The 22,722-nt window shown below is 37.4% G+C and carries 23 protein-coding genes and 1 pseudogene; 18 read left to right on the forward strand and 6 right to left on the reverse strand.

The features are described from left to right. Positions 1-236 precede the first annotated feature (236 nt). The gene (locus FOT98_RS20740; RefSeq protein ID WP_061676807.1) at positions 237-668 is read left to right on the forward strand and encodes an SRPBCC family protein; all 432 of its coding nucleotides are present in this window, start codon (positions 237-239) and stop codon (positions 666-668) included. After that, positions 669-992: an ArsR/SmtB family transcription factor gene (locus FOT98_RS20745; RefSeq protein WP_000098837.1), complete on the forward strand. Its 324-nt coding sequence runs from the start codon at positions 669-671 to the stop codon at positions 990-992. A 31-nt stretch (positions 993-1,023) separates the two neighbouring features. On the opposite strand, the gene FOT98_RS20750 is transcribed toward FOT98_RS20745, so the two are convergent. Both FOT98_RS20750 and FOT98_RS20755 read right to left on the reverse strand, forming a co-directional pair. Continuing rightward, positions 1,024-2,463: an MDR family MFS transporter gene (locus tag FOT98_RS20750; RefSeq protein WP_063262114.1), complete on the reverse strand. Its 1,440-nt coding sequence runs from the start codon at positions 2,461-2,463 to the stop codon at positions 1,024-1,026. A gap of 264 nt (positions 2,464-2,727) precedes the next feature. After that, a complete protein-coding gene (locus FOT98_RS20755) occupies positions 2,728-3,999 on the reverse strand; it encodes a BaiN/RdsA family NAD(P)/FAD-dependent oxidoreductase (protein ID WP_063262113.1) in 1,272 nt (423 codons plus the stop codon). A 264-nt stretch (positions 4,000-4,263) separates the two neighbouring features. Here FOT98_RS20755 and FOT98_RS20760 point away from each other — a divergent pair, with 264 nt between their 5' ends. Together FOT98_RS20760 and FOT98_RS20765 are read left to right on the forward strand one after the other, a co-directional pair. Continuing rightward, positions 4,264-5,916: a putative polysaccharide biosynthesis protein gene (locus FOT98_RS20760; RefSeq protein WP_063262112.1), complete on the forward strand. Its 1,653-nt coding sequence runs from the start codon at positions 4,264-4,266 to the stop codon at positions 5,914-5,916. Positions 5,917-5,957: 41 nt separating this feature from the next. Next, positions 5,958-6,686 carry a pseudouridine synthase gene (locus FOT98_RS20765; protein ID WP_001234945.1) on the forward strand — a complete coding sequence of 243 codons (729 nt, stop codon included), beginning with the start codon at positions 5,958-5,960 and terminating at the stop codon, positions 6,684-6,686. A gap of 82 nt (positions 6,687-6,768) precedes the next feature. On the opposite strand, the gene FOT98_RS20770 is transcribed toward FOT98_RS20765, so the two are convergent. After that, the gene (locus FOT98_RS20770) at positions 6,769-6,990 is read right to left on the reverse strand and encodes a DeoR family transcriptional regulator (protein WP_000805512.1); all 222 of its coding nucleotides are present in this window, start codon (positions 6,988-6,990) and stop codon (positions 6,769-6,771) included. A 357-nt stretch (positions 6,991-7,347) separates the two neighbouring features. On the opposite strand from FOT98_RS20770, the gene pepV reads away from it, so the two are divergent. From pepV to FOT98_RS20790, 4 genes are all read left to right on the forward strand, one after another. Continuing rightward, positions 7,348-8,754 (forward strand): dipeptidase PepV, encoded by a 1,407-nt coding sequence (gene pepV / locus FOT98_RS20775; protein ID WP_061676812.1) that lies wholly within the window; start codon positions 7,348-7,350, stop codon positions 8,752-8,754. A 219-nt stretch (positions 8,755-8,973) separates the two neighbouring features. After that, a complete protein-coding gene (thpR, locus tag FOT98_RS20780) occupies positions 8,974-9,519 on the forward strand; it encodes an RNA 2',3'-cyclic phosphodiesterase (protein ID WP_063262111.1) in 546 nt (181 codons plus the stop codon). 138 nt (positions 9,520-9,657) lie between these two features. Then, on the forward strand, positions 9,658-11,799 hold the full coding sequence (gene pulA / locus FOT98_RS20785) for a type I pullulanase (protein WP_063262110.1): 2,142 nt from the start codon (positions 9,658-9,660) through the stop codon (positions 11,797-11,799). 227 nt (positions 11,800-12,026) lie between these two features. Beyond that, positions 12,027-12,824: a phosphotransferase family protein gene (locus tag FOT98_RS20790; RefSeq protein ID WP_063262109.1), complete on the forward strand. Its 798-nt coding sequence runs from the start codon at positions 12,027-12,029 to the stop codon at positions 12,822-12,824. Positions 12,825-12,827: 3 nt separating this feature from the next. Here FOT98_RS20790 and FOT98_RS20795 read toward each other — a convergent pair whose 3' ends face one another. Beyond that, complete coding sequence (locus FOT98_RS20795) at positions 12,828-13,106, reverse strand: YtzH-like family protein (RefSeq protein WP_001122236.1); 279 nt, start codon at positions 13,104-13,106, stop codon at positions 12,828-12,830. Between the two features lie 232 nt (positions 13,107-13,338). On the opposite strand from FOT98_RS20795, the gene trmB reads away from it, so the two are divergent. Both trmB and FOT98_RS20805 read left to right on the forward strand, forming a co-directional pair. After that, on the forward strand, positions 13,339-13,992 hold the full coding sequence (gene trmB, locus FOT98_RS20800; RefSeq protein ID WP_063262108.1) for a tRNA (guanosine(46)-N7)-methyltransferase TrmB: 654 nt from the start codon (positions 13,339-13,341) through the stop codon (positions 13,990-13,992). 69 nt (positions 13,993-14,061) lie between these two features. Continuing rightward, positions 14,062-14,916 carry a YtnP family quorum-quenching lactonase gene (locus tag FOT98_RS20805; RefSeq protein ID WP_063262107.1) on the forward strand — a complete coding sequence of 285 codons (855 nt, stop codon included), beginning with the start codon at positions 14,062-14,064 and terminating at the stop codon, positions 14,914-14,916. 39 nt (positions 14,917-14,955) lie between these two features. Here FOT98_RS20805 and FOT98_RS20810 read toward each other — a convergent pair whose 3' ends face one another. After that, positions 14,956-15,465: a GNAT family N-acetyltransferase gene (locus tag FOT98_RS20810; protein ID WP_063262106.1), complete on the reverse strand. Its 510-nt coding sequence runs from the start codon at positions 15,463-15,465 to the stop codon at positions 14,956-14,958. 72 nt (positions 15,466-15,537) lie between these two features. Next, on the reverse strand, positions 15,538-15,849 hold the full coding sequence (locus tag FOT98_RS20815) for a PepSY domain-containing protein (protein WP_000118541.1): 312 nt from the start codon (positions 15,847-15,849) through the stop codon (positions 15,538-15,540). 148 nt (positions 15,850-15,997) lie between these two features. On the opposite strand from FOT98_RS20815, the gene FOT98_RS20820 reads away from it, so the two are divergent. From FOT98_RS20820 to FOT98_RS20860, 8 genes and pseudogenes are all read left to right on the forward strand, one after another. Beyond that, on the forward strand, positions 15,998-17,071 hold the full coding sequence (locus tag FOT98_RS20820) for a M42 family metallopeptidase (protein WP_144291130.1): 1,074 nt from the start codon (positions 15,998-16,000) through the stop codon (positions 17,069-17,071). 401 nt (positions 17,072-17,472) lie between these two features. After that, positions 17,473-17,982, forward strand: coding sequence for a DUF84 family protein (locus tag FOT98_RS20830; RefSeq protein WP_063262105.1), 510 nt, complete (start codon positions 17,473-17,475; stop codon positions 17,980-17,982). Between the two features lie 83 nt (positions 17,983-18,065). Beyond that, complete coding sequence (locus FOT98_RS20835; RefSeq protein ID WP_000838193.1) at positions 18,066-18,380, forward strand: thioredoxin family protein; 315 nt, start codon at positions 18,066-18,068, stop codon at positions 18,378-18,380. Between the two features lie 78 nt (positions 18,381-18,458). After that, the gene (locus FOT98_RS20840; protein ID WP_000784603.1) at positions 18,459-19,271 is read left to right on the forward strand and encodes a DUF1444 domain-containing protein; all 813 of its coding nucleotides are present in this window, start codon (positions 18,459-18,461) and stop codon (positions 19,269-19,271) included. After that, a complete protein-coding gene (ytpR, locus tag FOT98_RS20845; RefSeq protein WP_061676819.1) occupies positions 19,268-19,882 on the forward strand; it encodes a YtpR family tRNA-binding protein in 615 nt (204 codons plus the stop codon). The genes FOT98_RS20840 and ytpR overlap by 4 nt, the downstream gene beginning before the upstream one ends. A 195-nt stretch (positions 19,883-20,077) precedes the next feature. Beyond that, positions 20,078-20,422, forward strand: coding sequence for a hypothetical protein (locus tag FOT98_RS20850; RefSeq protein ID WP_063262104.1), 345 nt, complete (start codon positions 20,078-20,080; stop codon positions 20,420-20,422). A gap of 40 nt (positions 20,423-20,462) precedes the next feature. Further along, complete coding sequence (locus FOT98_RS20855) at positions 20,463-21,398, forward strand: N-acetylmuramoyl-L-alanine amidase (RefSeq protein ID WP_063262103.1); 936 nt, start codon at positions 20,463-20,465, stop codon at positions 21,396-21,398. 155 nt (positions 21,399-21,553) lie between these two features. After that, positions 21,554-22,722 (forward strand): annotated as a pseudogene (locus tag FOT98_RS20860) (DNA translocase FtsK); the annotation flags it as partial.

Here is a 22,722-nt window from a genome sequence, read left to right on the forward strand (position 1 = left end):
AGGCTCTTCTTTCAAGATGAATGATGGAGTTTCATGTTGAGAGAAGTTTTTATTTTTTGTTGCCTTTGTGAGTATCTTATGAAGGAATGCTGAGAGGGTGTTTGTCCTGTTGAAAAAATGTTGAGAATTTCTCAACAGTAAAAAGAATTAGCGTTGACATGAAACTAAAAGGTGTTATATTATCTAAATGTAACCAAAAGGTGTTATATTTTATCGCCGAATAAAGGAGAATGAGAATGGAACAACAAAATACATTAAATGATATTAAACAAACAATCGTTTTCAACGCGTCTATTCAAAAAGTATGGAATGTAGTATCAACTGCAGATGGAATCGCGTCATGGTTTATGCCAAATGATTTCGCATTAGAGGTAGGACATGAATTTCATGTGCAATCACCATTTGGACCATCACCATGTAAAGTGTTAGAAATCGATGAGCCAAACCACCTATCTTTCTCATGGGATACAGATGGCTGGGTCGTTTCATTTAATTTGAAAGACCTAGGAGATAATAAAACAGAATTTACGTTAATTCACGGCGGCTGGAAACATCCTGATGAAATCCTTCCAAAACCAAATGCGAAGAGCTCTATTATTCACGAAAGAATGAGCGGCGGCTGGGTAGCGATTGTAAATGAAAAACTGAAAAAGGTTGTCGAAGGCTAAGTGTCCTCATCGGCAGCGAAATACGATGTATTTCAAGCAATTGCTGATCCAACCCGCCGAGAAGTAATACGGTTATTAAGTGATAAAGAGTTACCGATTTCCAAAATAACGGATCATTTTCCGATGAGTCGTACTGCGGTTGTAAAGCACCTTCATATTCTTTCAGAAGCGAATTTAGTAAGCGGAAGAAAGAGCGGAAGAGAGAAGATATATCGCTTGCATCCGGAACCATTAGAGGAATTACAACAATGGCTCTCGTATTATGAACGTTTTTGGGATAATAAATTGTCCATGCTGAAACATATTGTGGAGAATGAAGAATAAAAGAGGATGACCATTTTGGTCATCCTCTTTATTATTGCTCACTTGTTTGTGTAGCTGGCTTTAATAAAAGCCAAGCTATAATTAATGTAAATACTGCTAATACGAAAGTACTCATATAAATGACGTGTACACTTGATGCTAATGCCTCTTGTGATTCGGTTACTACATTTGCTGTAGTTCCTCCGTGCCCGCCACCAGATACAAGATCAAGGTTTTTAATGCCACGTGCGTGAATCATCGTATTGAAGATTGTTCCAAAGATTGCAGCACCTAATGTTTGACTAAATGTATTAATAAATGTGTTTAAACCAACGGCTGTTCCGCGTGTATGAGCTGGTACGGCTGCTTGAATTGTTACCATGTAAATCGGTGTCACAAGCCCCATTCCTAACCCGAATAATCCGACTGCTACATAAATAAGGAACGATGGTGAATTTGTTGATAATGTAAATAATAAGAACGTAGCGACTGATAAAATGCTAGCTCCAAGTAAAATGATTTGTTTCGTTTTTAATTTGCCCACTAAGTTACCTGAGAACATGGCACCGAATGTCCACATAACAGGAATCGGCATTAAAATGAGTCCGGCTTCTGTCGCATTTTTTCCTAATACACCTTGGCTCCAGATTGGAAGGTATACTGTAATACTAATAATCATGGCACCGGCAATGAGAGTTAGTATGTTTATCGTAGATAATGTACGGTTAGAGAAAAGTGCTAACGGAATTAATGGTTCCGGAGATTTTTTCTCGATGAATAAGAAAAGAATGAATGAAACGACGGCGAAGATTAATAGGCCGATAATTGTTATGTCTCCCCAGTTTTGCTTACTGCTACCTGTTAATAATGCGTATAGTAAAGCGATTGTGCTTAATGAAAAGACTGTAGCACCAAGGTAGTCGATATGTTGCTTAGATGACTTAATAGATTCTTTGTAATAAATGGCGATCATTAAGCAAGCGATAATTCCGAATGGAACGTTTAAGAAGAAAATATAACGCCAAGAAAGAGAATCGACTAAAAATCCGCCGACTAACGGCCCGATAACGCCAGATACACCCCAAACGGCACTCATCCAGCCTTGTGCTTTCGCGCGGTCTCTTGCTTCGCTATATAAGTCGCCGATAATCGTCATTGTGATCGGCATAACAGCACCAGCACCAATACCTTGAAGAGCGCGGAAGAAGATTAATTGTTCCATTGATGTAACGACTCCGCAAAGTGCAGAACCAATTAAGAAGATTGTAGCTCCGATAAGTAAAACTTTTTTACGGCCGAATAAATCAGCGAGCTTTCCGTATATTGGAGTCGAAACAGCTGTTGCAAGCATATAAATTGCATATACCCAACTAACAAGTTCGACGCCTGACAAATCACTCGTTATACGAGGGATTGCTGTACTAACAATCGTTCCTTCTACCGCAGAAAGAAACGTCATTAGCATTAAAGACATCATGACTTTTTTTCTCATATTTTTTCCCCTTACCCTTTTTCAAATATTCAACAATATAAAATATAAAGGTACTAAGGTATATAAAGCAACAAAAAAGCAATGGGAAGTTAGGTGGAGCGTATATTTGTCGCTTCTTGTCGGTAAGTCGATATATTTGAAAAATCGCCGATATAAGTCGCAGAATCGCTGATATATTTGAGAAATCGCCGATATAAGTTGTAGAATCGTCGATATAACTTCATGTACCTATAAAAAAAGAAACAGGAATTCCTGTTTCTTTTTTTAATACTTCATTTTCGCGTTTTCTCCAGCTGTAGTCCCGGCAATTCTACCAGTAACGAGAGCAGATGTAATGTTATATCCGCCAGTATAACCGTGGATATCAAGAACTTCTCCGCAGAAATATACGCCGTTCGTGAATTTAGAAGACATTTCTTTCGGGTTAATTTCTTTAACGGATACACCGCCGCCAGTAACGAATGCTTTTTCAATTGACTGCGTACCATGTACATTCACAGTAAACTCTTTAAAGTCTTTCACAAGTGCACGAATCTTCTCGTGAGAAACTTGTCCAGCTTGTTCACTACCGTCAATTTCATTTTTTTCTAATAAGAATAGGAAGTAACGTTCAGGTACATAACCTTTTAAAACGTTTTTAATGCCTTTTTTCGGATCTTCTTTCATTTGTTTCAGCATGCGCTGGAATAGTTGTTCACTATTTTCTTCTGGCAATGCATCGATGCTCATTTGAATCGTATTCGTTTTAAACTTTTTCAGTGCTTTCACGACGAATTGGCTACAACGAAGAGCAGCTGGACCAGATAGGCCGAAATGAGTGAAGAGCATGTCCATTTTGTGAGAAATGATAGCTTTTCCTTTCGGGTTTAATACGCTTAAATTTACATCGCGTAAAGCAAGACCTTGTAAGGAGCGGTCACGAATAAATGGTTCGTTTGAAAGGATTGGTACTTCTGTTGGGAATAATTCTGTAATAGTATGCCCAGCCTTTTCAGCCCAAGCGTATCCGTCTCCAGTAGAACCAGTTTGAGGAACAGATTTTCCGCCAACAGCGATAACGACGTGATTCGTTTCTAACACTTCGCCAGTTTGCAGTACGACTGCTTTCGTTTGACCGTTCTCATATTCAATCGTTTCAACAGGTGTATTCGTACGGATTTTTACACCTAAGTCTCTTAATCGTGTTAAAAGTGCATCTACTACTGATTGTGCTTTATTTGAGACAGGGAACATGCGACCATGATCCTCTTCTTTCAGTTTTACACCGAGATTTTCGAAGAACGTAATAATATCTTCATTATTAAAAATAGAAAAAGCGCTGTATAAGAAGCGGCCATTTCCTGGTATATGTTTAACAATCTCATCAAGTGGTAGACGGTTCGTTACGTTACAACGGCCACCACCAGAAATCGCAAGTTTACGTCCTAGTTTATTTCCTTTATCAAGAAGTAAGACATTTGCGCCTTCTTCTGCAGCACCGATTGCAGCCATTAGCCCAGAAGGCCCGCCGCCGATGACAATAACATCATAATGCATAATATATCGACCTCATTTTCTACATTTCCTGCCTAAAAGAATAGCATGTTTTCCCTTAAAAGAAAAATAGAGTGAAGTACTGCTTAAGGAGAGAATTGTGGTACAATACAAAAGTTAGAGTTCAGCACTATCCTGCTATTTGTGGGCCATAAGACGAAAACCTTATGATGTAAGAGAAATAAAAAGGGATTTGATAGCCCGTAAATGCTCGAATAGTTCAACTAATTATAGTTTCACTTTATGTAGATGTAGGAGGATTTTTGTATGTCCGATTCGAAATTTCTGCGCGGAACGCTTATTGTTACGTTAGGGACATTTTTAGTAAAGTTCTTAGGCATGATTTACGTCTTTCCGTTTCATGCATTAGTAGGTACAGAAGGCGGAACGCTCTATACATATGGATACATTCCATATACGATCTTTTTAAGTATTGCAACGGCAGGGGTGCCGCTTGCTGTTTCAAAATTTGTTTCCAAATATAATGCGCTTGGCGATTATAAAACGAGCCGGAGAATGTTCCGCTCGGGAATGGTTATGATGATAGTAACAGGAGTCCTTTCGTTCCTAGTTCTATATATGTCGGCGCCATTGTTTGCAGAAGCAATGCTTGGTAAACAAAGTATACACAGTAATGTAGAAGAAGTTACGACGATTATTCGTCTTGTAAGTTTTGCACTTATTGTTGTACCAGCAGCGAGTTTAATTCGTGGTTATTTCCAAGGTCACCAATCTATGGGACCGACTACTGTTTCGCAAATTATTGAACAAATTATTCGTATCGTCTTTTTATTAGCGGGTAGTTTTATCGTTATTAAAGTACTTGGCGGTACAGTTGCAACAGCGGTTGGGGTAGCGACATTTGCTGCGTTCGTTTCAGCAGTTGGAGCACTCGGCGTATTAATTTGGTACTGGTTAAAACGTAAAAAACATTTGGATCAATATTTAATTGAACAAACTGTACCAGAATCGACAGTGAGTACTGTTCAGTTATTTAAAGAATTATTTGCATATGCGATTCCTTACGTTGTAATTGGGTTAACAATTCCTTTATATCAACAAATTGATACATTGACATTTAACTCAATTATGCAAGCGATTGGCCAAGGTGATATCGCAGAGCGAGCACTTGGTATTTTCACAATGTGGACGCATAAATTAATTATGATTCCTGTATCACTTGCAACAGCGTTTAGTTTAACGCTTGTACCAGCGATTACAAAATCATTTACTGAAAAACAATACCGTTATTTAAAGTTACAAATTACACAAACATTCCAGGCAAATATGTTCTTAACATTGCCAGCGGTTGTCGGTATTTCAACACTTGCATATCCAATTTACACTGCGTTCTATGACTCAGATCCATTAGGTGGACAAGTGTTAATGTGGTATGCACCGGTTGCGTTGTTATTCGCTTTATTTACAGTAACAGCAGCAATTCTACAAGGGATTAACCAACAAAAACATGCGATTGTCGCGCTTATTATGGGTGTTATTTTGAAATTCGTATGTAACGTAATCTTTATTCGTTATTTCGGTACAGTTGGAGCAATTTTAGCAACAGCAGTCGGATTCTTAGCTTCCGTATGGTATACGAATAGACAAATCAAAAAACATGTACACTATTCATTTGGTGTTGTATATAAGAGAACATTCCAAATTGCAGTATTAACACTTGTAATGGTCGTTGCTGTAAAGTTATCACAATGGATTCTATCCTTCATGATTTCGCCTGATGGACGAATGGGTGCTCTTATTACAGTTGTGATTTGTGCAGGTATTGGTGGTCTTGTGTACGGATTGTTAGCAATTCGTACAGGAGTACTGGAAAGAGTATTTGGCGGAGAAGCGTTAGAGAAAATCCAACGTAAACTTGGCAATAGATTCAAAATAAAGTTGAAATCAAAAGGGGCGTAATTACGTCCCCTTTTCTATGATAAACAAAGAAGGTGAAAAGCGTGAGATTAGATAAATTATTAGCAAATATGGGGTATGGAAGTAGAAAAGAAGTAAAGAAATTATTGAAAGACGGCGTTGTGAAAATTGATGGAACGCCAGTGAAAGATGCAAAGGTTCATGTAAATGTAGAAGAACAAGAAGTTATGATTCACGGTGAAGTTGTGGAATATAAAGAGTTTGTTTACTTAATGATGCATAAACCACAAGGCGTTATTTCAGCGACAGAAGATGATAATCATGAAACAGTAATAGATTTATTAGAGTTAGAAGATGCAATCTTTGATCCGTTCCCAGTTGGAAGACTTGATATTGATACGGAAGGTTTCTTATTGATAACAAATGACGGGAAGTTATCACATCAATTGTTATCTCCGAAAAAGCATGTGCCGAAAAAATATTATGCACACATTGCAGGAGTCGTAACAGAAGAGGATGTAAAAGAGTTTGCTAAAGGTGTTATTTTAGATGATGGCTATGAAACAAAGCCAGGTGCACTTACAATATTAAAAAGCGATGAGATTTCTGAAATCGAGCTTGTCATTACAGAAGGAAAGTTCCATCAAGTAAAGCGTATGTTTGAAGCGGTAGGGAAAAAAGTAGTCTACCTAAAGAGAACAGAGATGGGACCGTTAGTATTAGATGCAGAGTTAGAACTTGGAGAATACCGTGAGCTATCAGATGAAGAAGTAGAAATGTTAAAAACATATCAAGTAGATACTGAGAAATAGTGCTGTTTTTTGGCGCAGAAAAGACCCCTTTCTAATGAGTTAGAAAGGGGTATGTATTTATTTACATACAATTATTTTTTCATTATGAGGTCATTCTCACTTTCTTTCCTGTTGTTGTCCACTTACCGCGGCAAGGGCTATACACGAGTTCATTAAACTGCAACACATTTAGATCACGTTGTATCGTTCGCGGTGTGATCCCGAACTCATCTACAAGGTCTTTCGTCGTTACCGTTCCGTTTTCATTGATGTACATATAAATTGATTTAATGCGTGTTAGCATACGAGTAGTTGTAGGTTTCAAGAGAAAACCACTCCTCTACTAGTTTTTTTGACCCCATTCAGGAAAGAAGGTCGTTACTACCATTGTACTCTACATGATAAAATTCATGCTTTAATCTACTTAAATTTTACAAAAGTTTAACAAATATTCATATAGAAAAATATTGGTAGTTGACATTGTATATATGGTCAGTCAACTAACACATAAAATTCTACGTAAAACGCCAAATTCCTGCAAATTTTTTTGAAAAAATAAAAGAAAAACTAATGGGAAATATCTGAAATATTACAATTGTTCGGTATTTAAGTTTCGTGTATAGCATAAGAGATTTCGGTTTGTTATGATGAAAGAAACAATATAGTGAAGGATGGATGCGTGATGTCAGCGATTAATTGGACAGAAGAAGTTGCAAAACGAAAAGAAGATTTAATTCGTGATACACAACAATTTTTACAAATTAAAAGTGTATGGGAAGAAGAATCGGCGAAAGAGGGCGCACCATTCGGTGAAGGCGTAGAAAAAGCTTTATCTTTCATGTTGCATAAAGGAGAAGCTGAAGGTTTTACTTCTAAAAATTTAGAAGGATATGCAGGTCATCTTGAAATGGGACAAGGAGAAGAATTAGTAGGTATTCTTTGTCACGTTGATGTTGTACCTGAAGGAGACGGCTGGACGACTCCTGCATATAGTGCAGATATTCGCGACGGAAAGATTTTTGCACGTGGTGCAATTGACGATAAAGGCCCAACGATGGCAGCTTATTATGCAATGAAAATTGTGAAAGAATTAGGTTTACCTCTTTCAAAACGCGTTCGTATGATTTTAGGAACAGATGAGGAAAGCAATTGGAAATGTGTAGATCACTACTTTAAAAACGAAGAAATGCCAACAATCGGTTTTGCGCCAGACGCGGATTTTCCAATTATTAATGCAGAAAAAGGAATTTCTGATATACAAGTGGTGCAAAGTGGTAGTGAAGAGAAGAAAGGTACATATGAACTTGTTTCGTTTGAGTCAGGTCGTCGTTTAAATATGGTTCCTGATTTTGCAGAAGCAATTATTACAGGAGAAGATGTAAATGCACTTACAGTAGCATATGAAGAGTATTTACAAACTGCTAAAAAAATAGGTGAAGCAATTGTAGAAGGTAATACGGTGACGTTGCAAATTAAAGGGATTTCAGCTCACGGATCTACTCCAGAGAAGGGCGAGAATGCAGGTTTATTACTAGCAAACTTCTTAACGAAAGTCGCTCTTGATGGAAAAGGAGCTTCGTTTGCAACATTTGCAACAGAGACATTTACTGGTGATATTTATGGTGAAAAGGCTACTATCGCCTATAAAGATGAAGTTAGCGGTCCGTTAACAGTGAATGTTGGTCGTCTTTCTTATACGAAAGAGACTGGTGGTAATTTAGGATTAAATGTACGTTATCCAGTTACGACTAACTTTGAAGAGATGATTGCGAAGTTAAAAGAATACGTTGGTACTCATGGATTTGAAGTAGCGGATTATTCAAACTCTCGTCCGCATCACGTTGATAAAGACCACGTATTAATTCGTACGTTGCAGCGCGTATACGAAGAACAAACAGGTGAAAAAGCAGAACTATTAGCGATTGGCGGCGGTACTTACGCTCGTTCATTGGAAGCTGGCGTTGCGTTTGGTCCGTTGTTCCCTGGAAAAGAAGAACTTGCGCATCAAAAAGACGAGTACATTGAAATTGAAGACTTATTAAAAGCGACAGCAATTTATGCGCAAGCAATTCATGAATTAGCGAAGTAATAGATATATAAATAATAAAAGGCCGTCCCGATACATATTTTGGGACGGTTTTCTGTTACGTATCGTTTGTTGGTAAGGCGATATTCCTTGTGGAAATGTCGATATAATTTCATTTCGTATTACAATCTTAACTTGGTTAGACTGTTAAGAAAGTTTGATTCTTTTTCATTGAATGAGATACGAAAGAAAAGCAACAATAGAAAGAAGGAGAAGATGTACATGGAGCCGCATTATTTTGTCGCAATCACTTTACCAAATCATATAAAAGAAGTGCTGTCTAACTATAAAGAGGAAATGCAGGAGGAATTACCATTTCGTTCGTGGGTACATAAAGAAGACTATCATATTACCCTTTCATTTTTAGGGAGTGCGACAGAGGAACAAGTAGAAGGAATAAAGAATGGATTACAAACACTTACAGAAATAAAGGAACTATCCTTCACATTACAAGGATTTTCAACGTTTGGTATGGAAGATAGGCCGCGTATTTTTTGGTCGAAGGTAAGTGAGAATCACGATTTGTTCCAGTTACAAAAGCAAGTACACGCTATTTGTGAAGGGAATGGATTTTCTTTAGAAACGCGCCCGTATCATCCGCATATTACTGTAGCTCGTAAATGGGTAGGAGAAGAGAAGTTTGATTTAGAACATATAAAGGAAGTGCCAGAAATATCATTTCAAGCGGATACAATTACTTTATACGAATCTCACGTGAAGGAGACACCGAAGTATAAAGCGATTGCTGAAATAAAATTACAAAAATAGAATGTATGAAAACGTTTTTTATACAGGTGAATATACTATAAAGAATAATGTGTTACTGTATAGAGCTTTGCTGATAAGAAAAGCCTTATCATTTGCAGCTCGTTTCATTTTAACTTTAAGAATGATGGTGATTTTTTTATGTTGAAAGTAAAACGTCCATTTGATGCCTATTTAGATGAAATGAATAAAATTACAATTTTGCTCCCACATGCGTATGGAACAAGTCGGACATTTCGTTTGCAAGAAGGAAGTAACGTGAAAGATTTACCGATTGCTCATACAATTGCGCTTCCGGATGCAACGAAGTATGAGTGCTTTATAGAAGAGCCGCTAGATGTGGGGAAGTATTATACAGTACGAGATGAACGGAATGAAGAAACAGATTTACAAATAGGTGCTGTCATAAGAACAGCGATTTTCGATGAAAAGTATTATTACGAAGGTACCGATTTAGGGGCTGTGTATCAAAAAGAAGCAACGACATTTAAAGTGTGGGCTCCAACTGCGAGGCTTGCGAAAGTAAGGATTTATAAAAGTGATAAAGAATATACCGATCATGAAATGTACAGAGGAGAAAATGGAGTTTGGACTCATACATTACAAGGTGATTTAGCTAGAGCAAAGTATACATTTCTTGTTTGTATTAATTTAATATGGAATGAAGCGGTGGACCCTTACGTAAAGTCAGTGACTGTAAATGGGAAGTACGGCGTTGTTATCGATTTAGAAAAGACAAATGTAACGAAGAAAGAGCAATTACCACCATTACAGGCAATGACAGATGCCATATTGTATGAACTGCATATTCGCGATGCTACTATTCATCAGGGCAGCGGAGTGAGTAAAAAAGGAACATATAAGGGGCTAATGGAAGAAGGAACAACAGGGCGAAATGGGACGTTAACAGGCTTGTCTCATATAAAAGATTTGGGTGTTACACATGTTGAATTATTACCTTTATATTGTTTCGGTGGTGTAGATGAGGCGAATCCTTCCTCTGCATATAATTGGGGTTACAATCCATTATATTACAATGCGCCAACGGGATATTATGCTACAGACCTCTCTGATCCGTATAACAGGATAGTAGAGTGTAAACAGTTAATCGAAACATTTCATGAGCATGGCATTAGGGTGATTGTAGATGTTGTATATAATCATGTGTATGAAAGAGAGCTATCATCATTTGAAAAACTTGTCCCAGGATATTATTTTCGTCATGGCGAAGATGGGATGCCTTCTAATGGGACGGGAGTCGGGAATGATATAGCATCTGAACGGAAAATGATGAGAAAATTTATTGTAGAGTCTATTTTATATTGGCTTACTGAATACAATGTTGACGGATTCCGATTCGACTTAATGGGAATTTTAGATGTCGATACAATGAATATAATAGAAAAAGAAGTGCGAAACATAAAGCGAGATGCATTGTTATTAGGAGAAGGGTGGGATTTACAAACACCACTTCCCGCTGAAGAGAAAGCGACTTTAAATAATGCAAAGAAAATGCCGTATATTGCGCAATTTAATGATCAATTTCGTGATGGAATAAAAGGGAGTACCTTTCATATAAATAAACGCGGTTTTGCATTTGGTGGGCATGTAGACTGTAATCATTTGCAGTATATAGCATCAGGAAGCCTCTTGAGTAGGAAAGAAACAGGTTTGTTCTTAGAGCCTGTGCAAAGCATTAACTATGTAGAATGTCATGACAATATGACGATGTGGGATAAACTAATGCGCAGTAATGAAGAGCCAGAAGAGATTCTAAAAAAACGTCACCTTCTAGCGAGCGCAATGGTAATTCTTTCGCAAGGTATTCCTTTCTTACATGCGGGGCAAGAGTTTTATCGTACGAAGCAAGGAAATGAAAATAGTTATAATGCAAATGATGAAATTAATCAATTAGATTGGGATCAAAAAGAGAACGAGATAGAGGCCGTTAACTATATAAAAGGTTTAATTGCGATTCGTAAAGAGCACGGAGCATTCCGATTACAAAACGCAGACCTTATAAAAAAGCACATGACTTTTTTGCAAACCTCTCCAGAAGTACTTGCATATCACCTAGTGCATGCAGAAGCGTTTGGGCCGTGGAAAGAGATTGTGGTTTTATTTAATAGCGGTTTAGAAGCTAAAACGGTGCAACTTCCGAAAGAAGAAACGTGGCATGTGTTAGTAAACGAAAAGCAAGCAAAAATAGAGCCAATTTCTTCATTTAGAGGAAAGGAACTTCAGTTGGCTCCAATTAGCACGTATATATTGACGATAATGTGACAAATCGCTACTTGACGATGAGAATGTAATAAATGTAGAATTGACAAAGGTGACGATTTTGATAAGTTGTCATTCTATGACTGGTTTTGTAAAATAAAATAGAGAGTTTTTGGCTTATGCCAAGTTTTCTTTTCATTTACAGTAAAATATATGAATCCACAACATGTGTAGAAATGTTGCGGTTTTTCTTTTCATAACTATAAAAGATAAGGATTTGTTAACGGGTAATGAATATGGAATGGTTGGAACAATTATTAGGAAAAGAGTGGAGTCTTGTACCGGCTGGTGGAGTAACGGGCGATGCATATATTGCGCAAAACGGACAACAGAAGTTATTTTTAAAGCGGAATACATCGCCCTTTTTAGCGGTATTGTCAGCAGAAGGAATTGTTCCAAAATTACTTTGGACAAGAAGGGTAACGAACGGTGATGTAATTTCTGCTCAAAAATGGCTTCCGGGACAGAAGCTAGAGCCAGAGGATATGAAACTAGAACGTGTTGCAAAACTTTTGAAGAAAATACACTCCTCTAAAGCGCTTGTACAGATGATTCAAAGACTTGGGAAGCAGCCGCTTCACGCACAAGAGTTATTACAACAACTGCAACTTGTTTTAAGAGGAGATATAAGGGATGATGAAGCAATTCAGGAAGGCCTTCAATATTTAATGGATTCATTAAAAGATATTGAACACAATGAATTCGTTGTATGCCATTGTGATGTAAACCATAACAACTGGCTATTGTCGGATGAAGATGAGCTGTTTTTAATTGATTGGGATGGAGCTGTAATTGCTGACCCAGCTCTAGACCTCGGTATGTTATTATATTGGTACATTCCGCGCCACGAATGGAGCGGGTGGCTCGAATATTATGATATTGAAATGGATGAATCGCTGCTTAGGCGTATGAGGTGGTATGTAATAGCGCAAACGATTTTGTCTATTCAATGGCACACAACAAAAAAGCAGCAAGCAGAAACTGAATATTGGCATCAATATTTACAGCAACTACTTGCTTCGGAGTAATACTTAAGAAAAATTGTCCATTCCAGCAATCCACTGAGTAAGTTGTTCTTGATTATTGGAAATGTGGTTGTCCAAATTAGAGGAAGATTTACCCGATTGACTATAAGAATATACATCGTTTAGCATTGCTTTAGCGTCACTACTTATACTATCGTTTGCGAGTAACGATTGAATGAGACGCTCTAATTGCTCGCATTCAGAAACTGTCCCGCAACAATCACTTTGGTGATTGACTAAAATATCTTTCAGCACTTCTAATTGATGTTGTTGATTAATTGGCATGAACGGATCATCCTTTCGATTGTTTTTCTCTCCCTAGAAATGTAAGAGAAAAAGCTGTTTCGTCATGGAATGTTTAATGCTGTATGTAGTTTTTATCAAAATGGTACATCTTATACTTGAAAGAAACGGACCGAGTGCTCGTACGTACTTGGTTTTTTGTTTGGTAGATTGATTAAAACAGAAAGAAGGAATTATTCCTTTAAAATAGCTATGTAAAGAGAGGGAAACATCTATGCGTTTAAGACATAAACCATATGCAATGGATCGAATTAATGAGTATTCACATATCGTAATCGGAAACCCAGAGGAGCGCGCTGGTAATTGGAAAGAAGTATTTGGAAATGAACAACCAATTCATATTGAAGTAGGTACAGGTCGTGGCCGCTTTATGTATGATATGGCAAAAGCAAATCCGCATATTAATTATATTGGAATTGAAAAATTCACAAGTGTTGTTGTAGATGCACTTGATAAATTAATTGAAGAAGAAGTACCGAACTTAAAGTTAATTAATAAAGATGCTGAAGATTTAACAGTTTTCTTTGCAAAAGGTGAGATTGATCGCGTTTATTTAAACTTCTCAGATCCATGGCCAAAGAAACGTCATACGAAGCGTCGTTTAACGTATAAAACATTTTTACGCAATTATGAAGAAGTGTTAGTAGAAGGCGGAGAAATTCATTTCAAAACTGATAACCAAGGTTTATTTGAATACTCTCTAATGAGTATGGCTGAGTATGGTATGTTATTAACTTACCTTAGCCTAGATCTTCATAATAGTGATTATGAAGGTAATATCATGACTGAATACGAAGAGAAATTCTCTAGTAAAGGTCATCGTATTTACCGAGTGGAAGCGAAATATCGTACAGAGCCTATGCAGTAATGCATAGGTTTTTTGTAGCTAAAACAATCAGAATTTTGTGTTAATATTAATGTAAAAGGGGGATGCGTAATGGAACAGTTACAAATTGGAGATATAAAAGTGACGTGGCTAAAAGGTGGGAACACACATTTAGACGGGGGAGCGATGTTTGGAGTTGTGCCGAAAGTACTTTGGTCACGTAAGTATAAACATAATGATACAAATCATATTTATTTACGAACAGATCCTTTACTTTTGCAAACGAAAGACGGGAATATGCTCATTGATTCTGGAATAGGAAACGGTAAATTGAATGAGAAGATGAAGCGAAATCAAGGTGTAACAGAAGAATCATCGGTTTATGAATCATTAGAAAAATTAGGATTAAAGCCTGAAGATATCCACTACGTTTTAATGACGCACCTTCATTTTGATCATGCATCTGGTTTAACAAAACGGAAAGATGATGGCCTTGTACCAGCTTTTCCGAATGCGAAAATTTACGTAAGCGAAACAGAATGGAATGAAATGAGGAACCCAAATATTAGATCACGTAATACATATTGGAAGGAAAATTGGGAGCCAATTGTAGATCAAGTTATTACGTTTGAGCAAGAAATAGAAATTACAGATGAAATAAAAATGGCGCATACAGGCGGTCATAGTGATGGACATGCAGTTATTGCTTTAGAAAGCAAAGGTGAAACGATGCTTCATTTAGCAGACCTATTGCCGACACATGCCCATCAAAATGTACTATGGGTAATGGCATACGATGATTATCCAATGACATCGATTGAAAATAAGCAAAAGTGGATGAAGTACGGCGCTGAAAACGATGCTTGGTTTACGTTTTATCATGACGCATATTACCGTGCCGTAAAGTGGAATGAGGAAGGGCATATCGTAGAAAAAATAGAGCGGAAAACGAGTATAGAAGCATAAACAGAGGAGGTTGTTCCAGAAGTCTGTTGGGGCAGCCTCCTATTTAGATATGCTATATAGATAATGAAGCATATCTCCATTATAATATTTAGTCGTGAATTCTTTTTCTTTAATCATACCAAGCTTCTTAGCAACCTTTTGTGAAGCGATATTGTCATGTTTAATAATTGAATAGACTTTTGATAGTCCTAACTCATTAAAAGCATATTCTTTAATACCTTTAGTAATTTCACTTGCGTAACCTTTATACCAAAATTCTTTTTTTAGCAAATAGCCAATTTCTATGACCTGTTCAATATCAGCATCCTGCATGCTTAAACCGGCATTTCCTATAAATTCATCAGTTTCTTTTAGGTATATCCCCCATAAGCCAAAGCCAAAATCTTTATATCGTTTTATATTTCTATCTAACCAGAATTGAACATCAGCATCAGAAAAATTATGTTCATAAGCATACATTACATCTGGATCTTGCAACATCATTTTTAAATCATCAAAATCATCTTGGTGCATTTCTTTTAGGTATAAGTATTCGGTTTCTAATATCATCTATCATCGATACTCCTTTTATTTCTTTTGCAATTAAAAAATAAGAGGTTCACCTAATGGGAACCCTCCTTTTTATGCTGCTATAACCTCTAAAACAGTACCTGTTTTAGCATCAACTAAAAATTCAAATCGTTCTTGTATATCATCTAACATCGTTGTAAGACCGCCGCGATAAACTTCATATGCGACATCATATTTTTCAAATGTCTCTGGAACCATATGTACCCAAGAGCCAGTAATTTCACCTTTATGACTTAATGCTTGTTTCACCATTTTCAATGCTTTTTCTGAAGAAATATGGGATTGTTCTTGGACTTTGTTTGCAACAAGATAACCAGCTGCAAATCCAACGCCAAGACCTGCTACTAAACCTTTCCAGCTCATATATTCACCTCAATTCTATAAAATAAAAATAGTGTACCAATAATAATTATAAAGCAAATACAGCTAAAAAAGAAGAAACTAGAAACATTTCGAAAATTTCGTTACAATAAAAGAGGTATTCTACTAAGGTTTGAAAGAAGGGGACTTCGTGAATAAAGAGACATTACAATTATTTCGTACGTTAACAGAATTACAAGGTGCATCAGGTTTCGAACATGATGTACGCCGTTTTATGAAGCAAGAATTAAGCAAATATGCGGATGAAATTGTGCAAGACGGTTTAGGTAGCGTATTTGGTCTGAAAAAAGGGGACGAAACTGGCCCACGTGTTCTTGTAGCAGGTCATATGGATGAAGTAGGTTTCATGGTTACGCAAATTACGAAAAACGGGATGCTTCGTTTTCAAACGTTAGGCGGCTGGTGGAGCCAAGTTCTATTAGCACAACGTGTACAAGTTATGACGAAGAATGGTCCTGTTATTGGGGTTGTTGGTTCTATTCCTCCTCATTTATTAAGTGACGCGCAACGTGCAAAACCGATGGATATAAAAAATATGTTAATTGATATAGGTGCAGACAGCTATGAAGATGCGATTGAAATTGGTATAAAACCAGGACAACAAATCGTGCCAATCTGCCCGTTTACGCCGATGGCAAACGAAAAGAAAATTATGGCGAAAGCTTGGGACAACCGTTACGGATGTGGCCTTGCAATCGAATTACTAAAAGAATTAAAAGACGAAACATTACCAAACAGATTATACTCTGGTGCGACTGTACAAGAAGAAGTTGGTCTTCGTGGTGCACAAACTGCTGCAAATATGATTCAACCAGACATTTTCTATGCGCTTGATGCAAGCCCAGCAAACGATGCATCTGGTGATAAAACGCAGTTCGGTCAATTAGGAAAAGGTGCTCTTCTTCGTATTTACGACCGTACGATGGTAACACATAGAGGAATGCGCGAATTTATTTTAGATACAGCAGAAACACACAATATTCCGTACCAATACTTTATTTCACAAGGTGGTACAGATGCGGGCCGTGTACATACAAGTAACTCAGGTATCCCATCAGCAGTAATTGGCGTTTGCGCGCGCTACATTCATACACATGCTTCTATTTTACATGTTGATGATTATGCGGCAGCGAAAGAGTTAATTACGAAGCTTGTAAGAGCAACGGATAAAACGACGTTAGAGACAATTAAGAATAACGCGTAAGGAGGAAGGGCTAAAAACCCTTCTTTTTTTAGGTTGAATAGATGACCTAGCGGTGTGTGGTGGCGGTCAGTGCTTAATGGATGCGCGAATGATGTATTAAAACCGCGAATAGGAAGAGGGAGGAAGGTTGTTTTGAGTTCGAGGTCGGCAATGTTGTGAGAAAAACCCTTCTTTTTTGGCGTGAATAGATGCCCCATCCATGTGTGGTGGCGGTCAGTGCCTAATTGGTGCTCGAATGGTGTATTAAGACACTAGGTAGGAAGGCTGTTTTGTGTTCGACGGCAATGGTGAGGGAATCCATCTTCTTTTTTAGGGTGAATAGATGCCCCGGTGATGTATGGTAGTGATTGATGTTTAATTTAAGTAGGGCGAAATGATGAATTTTTATAGAGGTGAATGAAATGAAAGTAGTAGTTGGATCGAAGAATAAAACGAAAGTTGGAGCTGTGGAGAAGGTTTGGAATGATGCTACAATTACGTCTCTTTCTGTTCCTTCAGGAGTAGCGAACCAGCCGTTTTCAGATGAAGAGACGATGCAAGGAGCGGTTAATAGAGCGAAGCGGGCTTTGCAAGAAGGAGAAGCTCAAATTGGTATTGGGCTAGAAGGCGGCGTAATGAAAACGGAGCACGGTTTATTTATGTGTAACTGGGGCGCGCTAGCAACAAGTGACGGTAAAACATTCGTTGCCGGCGGGGCGCGTATTAAGTTACCGGATGATTTTTTAGCACCTCTTGAAGATGGCAAAGAGTTAAGTGAAGTGATGGAAGAGTTTGTGCAGAGAAAAGATATTCGTAGTCACGAAGGTGCAATCGGTATTTTTACAGATGATTATGTCGACCGTACGGAATTATTTGTACACGTTGTTAAGTTACTTGTTGGGCAATATAAGTATGACGAAAAGCAAGCATAAACCTTGCACCGTGCGCGATGTATGGTAGTATAAAAGAAAGATTATAACATGAAAAAATGCACTCGTTAGAGGAGGAAATATAGATGAAATCATTAGAAAGCATGGAGCAATTCCAACAATTAAAAAATGAAGAGAATGTAGTCTTTATGTTCTCAGCAGAATGGTGCCCAGACTGCCGTTTTGTAGATCCATTTATGCCAGAAGTAGAAGAGAAATATAGTGATTTCTCATTTTACTATGTAGATCGTGATGAGTTTATTGATCTATGCGTAAAATTAGACGTATTTGGCATTCCGAGCTTTGTAGCGTACAATAAAGGTGAAGAAACAGGTCGCTATGTAAACAAAGACCGTAAAACACAAGAACAAATCGAAGAGTTTATTGAAGGTTTAAAATAAGGCAATTTGCCAATTGAATTGTAAAACAACCTCTACCTTCGCGGGGGAGGTTATTTTTTTGGAAGGGAGGAAAAAGAGATGAAGATGACAAGTAAAAAGATGAAAGACGAGTTAATGAAGAAATTATCTCGCCCGGAATGGGACTTTCAGTATGATAGCGAGAAAGAAGTTCTACGTATAGAGCAAAAAGACTCGAAAAAAGGTATTAACGTATCGCTTCCAGGAGTTGTGGCAAAATGGGAAGTGAATAAAGAAAAAGCAATTGAAGAGGTTGCTTATTACGTACAAGAAGCGTTAATTGCGATGCATAAAGAAGAAAATAGCGCGGCGAAAATTTTACCTGTTATTCGCTCTACTTCTTTCCCGAAACAAGCAGAAGAAGGAAATCCGTTTATTATGACGGATCATACGGCGGAAACACGTATTTACTACGCGTTAGATTCGAATAAAACGTATCGATTAATTGATGAACGTTTATTACAAAAATTAGGACTGACAGAGCAACAAGTGCGTGAAATGGCATTATTCAACGCTCGCTCATTAGGTTATGAATTTAAACAAGACACAGTAGCAGGGAATACATTCTACTTTTTAAACACAAATGATGGGTATGATGCGACGCGTATTTTAAACGAATCGTTACTACAATCGATGCGTGAAAAAATTTCTGGTGATATGGTTGTTGCTGTTCCTCACCAAGATGTATTAATTATTGCTGATATCGTCAACGAAATCGGTTATGATATTATTGCACAAATGACAATGAAATTTTTTGCCGAAGGGCATGTTCCGATTACATCACTTTCATTCGTATATGAAGATGGGGACTTTGAACCAATCTTTATTTTAGCGAAAAATCGGAAGAAGACAGATGGAAAAGAGAAAGGATGAACGAAGTGAACGTTTTTTACAACCTTGAAGGAATTGGTGACACTCTAATTGTTGCCTTACAAGATATTACTTTAGAGAACCGTACTTTTGATCGCAAAGGAGATGTTGCACGTGTATACGATCGTGAAAGCAACGAAACAGCAGGATTCAACATCTTTCATGCATCTTCTTACTTAGAAGTAAAAGAAACAGGTAACCTAACATTAACGAAAGAACTTGTAGAACAAATCAACGGAATTTTAGCGAAGAACGGCTTTGAAGAAACAGTAGAAGCAGATCTTTCTCCGAAATTTGTTGTAGGCTATGTAGCTGAAAAAGAGAAGCATCCAAATGCTGATAAGTTAAACATTTGTAAAGTAGAAATCGGTACAGAAACATTACAAATCGTATGTGGTGCACCGAACGTTGATGCAGGACAAAAAGTTGTCGTTGCAAAAATCGGCGCTGTAATGCCAAGCGGTATGTTAATTAAACCAGCTGAACTTCGCGGTGTTCCTTCTTCTGGAATGATTTGCTCAGCACGTGAATTAGAGCTTCCAGATGCTCCACAAGAAAAAGGTATTCTTGTATTAGAAGATAGCTTTGAAGTTGGACAAGAGTTCAAATTTTAATTGATGTAAGAAAAGAGAGGTTGTCCTTTTGGATAACCTCTCTTTTCTATTGAATCGTTGATATATTGTGAGTTGTGATAGATATATGTAGAAAATCGTTCATATTCATAAGGATGTCACCTTTTTTCTTAAAATCTATATTGTGTTTTATAAACAAAATAGTTAAAATTTAGAAAAATAGAAGGGGATAGACGTATGAAACAACAACTAAAAATCGCAGAACTTCTGAAACGAATTGAAACTTCAAAACAGCAAGATATCGAGTTAGGTTCCTATGAAATATATTTGTTTAGTGAAAATGAATTAGAAAAAGGACAAATCGGTTATCGATATGATAAACATAAAAATTCATTAATAAGTGAAGAACATGGAAAATGGAAAGAGGAATGGATTGTTATCGGATACGAAACAGATATGGGGGATCCGGTTTTCGTAAATGTGGCTGATGGTGCTTACCTAGTTTATACTGCAGAGCGTGGTACAGAGACGTGGCAACCTGTTCACATTGGAAATATGGATGAGATTATAAAACAATTATAAGAAAAACTTTGAGACCGGTGCAAAGTGATGGGAGAAAAATATGAAGTATATAAAAATAATGAGCATGATTGCATTCATTGGCATATATATGGGCGGTTGTTCGCAAGAAGAGCCGAAACAAGAAGTAACATCTTCTATGCAGGAAGCAAACAAAGATAACAAGGAAGACGCACCGGTAGAAAAGCAGCAAGAAGAACAAGAAAAGAAAGAAGAACCGCAAGCAGTTCAAACAACTGAGCAAGTGCCGACCGAGGAAAAGAAAGAGGAAGCTACGCCAGTGCAGCCAGCTGACCAACCGCTACAAAATAATGAACAAAAAGTAGAGAGTAATGAAAAGCAAGGAAAGTTTCTTGTCGTTATTGATCCGGGGCATCAACAAAAAGCGAATTTAAATTTAGAGCCGATTGGGCCAGGAGCAGCGACGCATAAATATAAAGTGACAGATGGTACAACGGGTGTTGTGACGAAAAAAAGAGAGGCTGTACTTGTATTAGAAATGGCTTTCGTATTAAAAGAAAAGTTAGAAGCAAAGGGAATACAAGTATTAATGACGAGAACGTCACAAGATGTGGATATAAGTAATAAAGAACGCGCGACATTTGCAAATGATCATAAGGCAAACTTGTTTTTACGTCTTCATGCAGATGGTTCTGAAAATCCGAATCAAAGTGGATTTGCTGTATTAACGCCGGCAGAGGGAAGTCCGTACACGAAAGAGATTTATGCTGAAAGTCTTCAAATCTCTCAAACGATTGTAAATAAAATGAGAGAGAATCAGCAAGTGAAAGTGAATGGAATTAAATTCAGGGATGATCTTTCTGGGTTTAATTGGTCCAAAGTACCTGGTGTACTATTAGAACTTGGGTTTATGTCAAATCCTGAAGAAGATAAAAAATTATCTGACTCGCAGTATGTAAATTCTTTATTGCAAAGTGTAACGGATAGTGTAGAGGAATATCGGAAGAGTAAAGCTTAAACGCAGTCTTATATGTAAGGGTGCGTTTTTCCATATGAAAATACGCGTAAATTAGAATGTTATGGATAAATATGACATGCTTAATTTTACCTGCACTTTTTGCCGAATGCTGATACAATAAAGGATGTTACTATTTAGTAGAAAGAGTGGTAAGCATGTTAGATTGGATGAAAAAGCTGTTTAACAAAGAGGAAGAACAAACAGCGATGAATAAAGAAGTACCGGAGCAAGTTGAAAGTCAGTCGAAAATTCCTCGTGTAAACCACTACACTGAAGCAAGAGAAGCACAAATGGCAAGTAGGAATGCAGGTAAATGCCGTTTTCCATTAGTACCGGATAATGGGTTCGATGAAGAGGATGTTATAGAAGCAGGGTATTTTGAAGAACAACCTGTTCAAGCTGTAACATATGAAGATCAGCCTATTCAAAGAGGAATCAAAGTGGAAAGAAGTAGAAGACAGTATGTGGAGAAGGTAGTTTCTACATATGAAGAGCCGGAAATGCAATATGAACCGGAGCGAGAGCCTGTCGTAAAGAAAGCATCTGCACCTACGCAAGAAAGTAACCGTAGACCATTTCGTCCAACAGAAATGATTTCGCCAATTTACGGATATAATCGTCCTTCAGTAGAGAAAAAGGTAGAAAAGCAGGAGGAAGAAAAGGAAAGAGAAGACCTTGAAATATCTGTAGAGGGCAAATCAGTCGTTGATGCATGGTTAGAGAAAAAAGGGTATGCATTATCTGATTTCTCAGAAGGACAAGCAACGAATTCTTCCAGTCATGAAGGAGTTGATCAGCAAGATCAACAAAATAAAAAGGAAGAAAAGTCAGTTGTCGATCAATGGCTAGAGAAAAACGGTTATGAAATTGAACGCCAAGAACCTATAGTAGAAGAAAAAGAAGTGGTTCAAGAAATTAGTGCACCGCTGGAACTTCCTGCGGCTGAATTACTTCATGAAACAATTGCTGAGAGCATGGAAGATGCTAAACAAGAAAGTGATGTAGTGGACCGAAACATTCTACAAGAGGAATCAGTAGATTCTAAAGTAGAGCACGAGGATACAATATTAACAGAAGAAATTAAGCGTAATACAGAAATAGAACAACCTACTATTGAAGTAGAAAAACAAGCACCAGAAGAATCAGTGATTGTTAAAGCAGAAGAGAAACTGGAAGAAACAATCATTGTGGAAATACCAGAAGAAGTGGAAGTAATTGCAGAAACGGAAGAGTCAGAAGAAGTGGAAGTAATTGCAGAAGCAGAAGAGTCAGAAGAAGTGGAAGTAATTGCAGAAGCAGAAGAGTCAGAAGAAGTGGAAGTAAT

The organism is Bacillus sp. HY001 (assembly GCF_007558965.1).
In the GTDB taxonomy this organism is placed as follows: Bacteria; Bacillota; Bacilli; order Bacillales; family Bacillaceae_G; genus Bacillus_A; species Bacillus_A mobilis.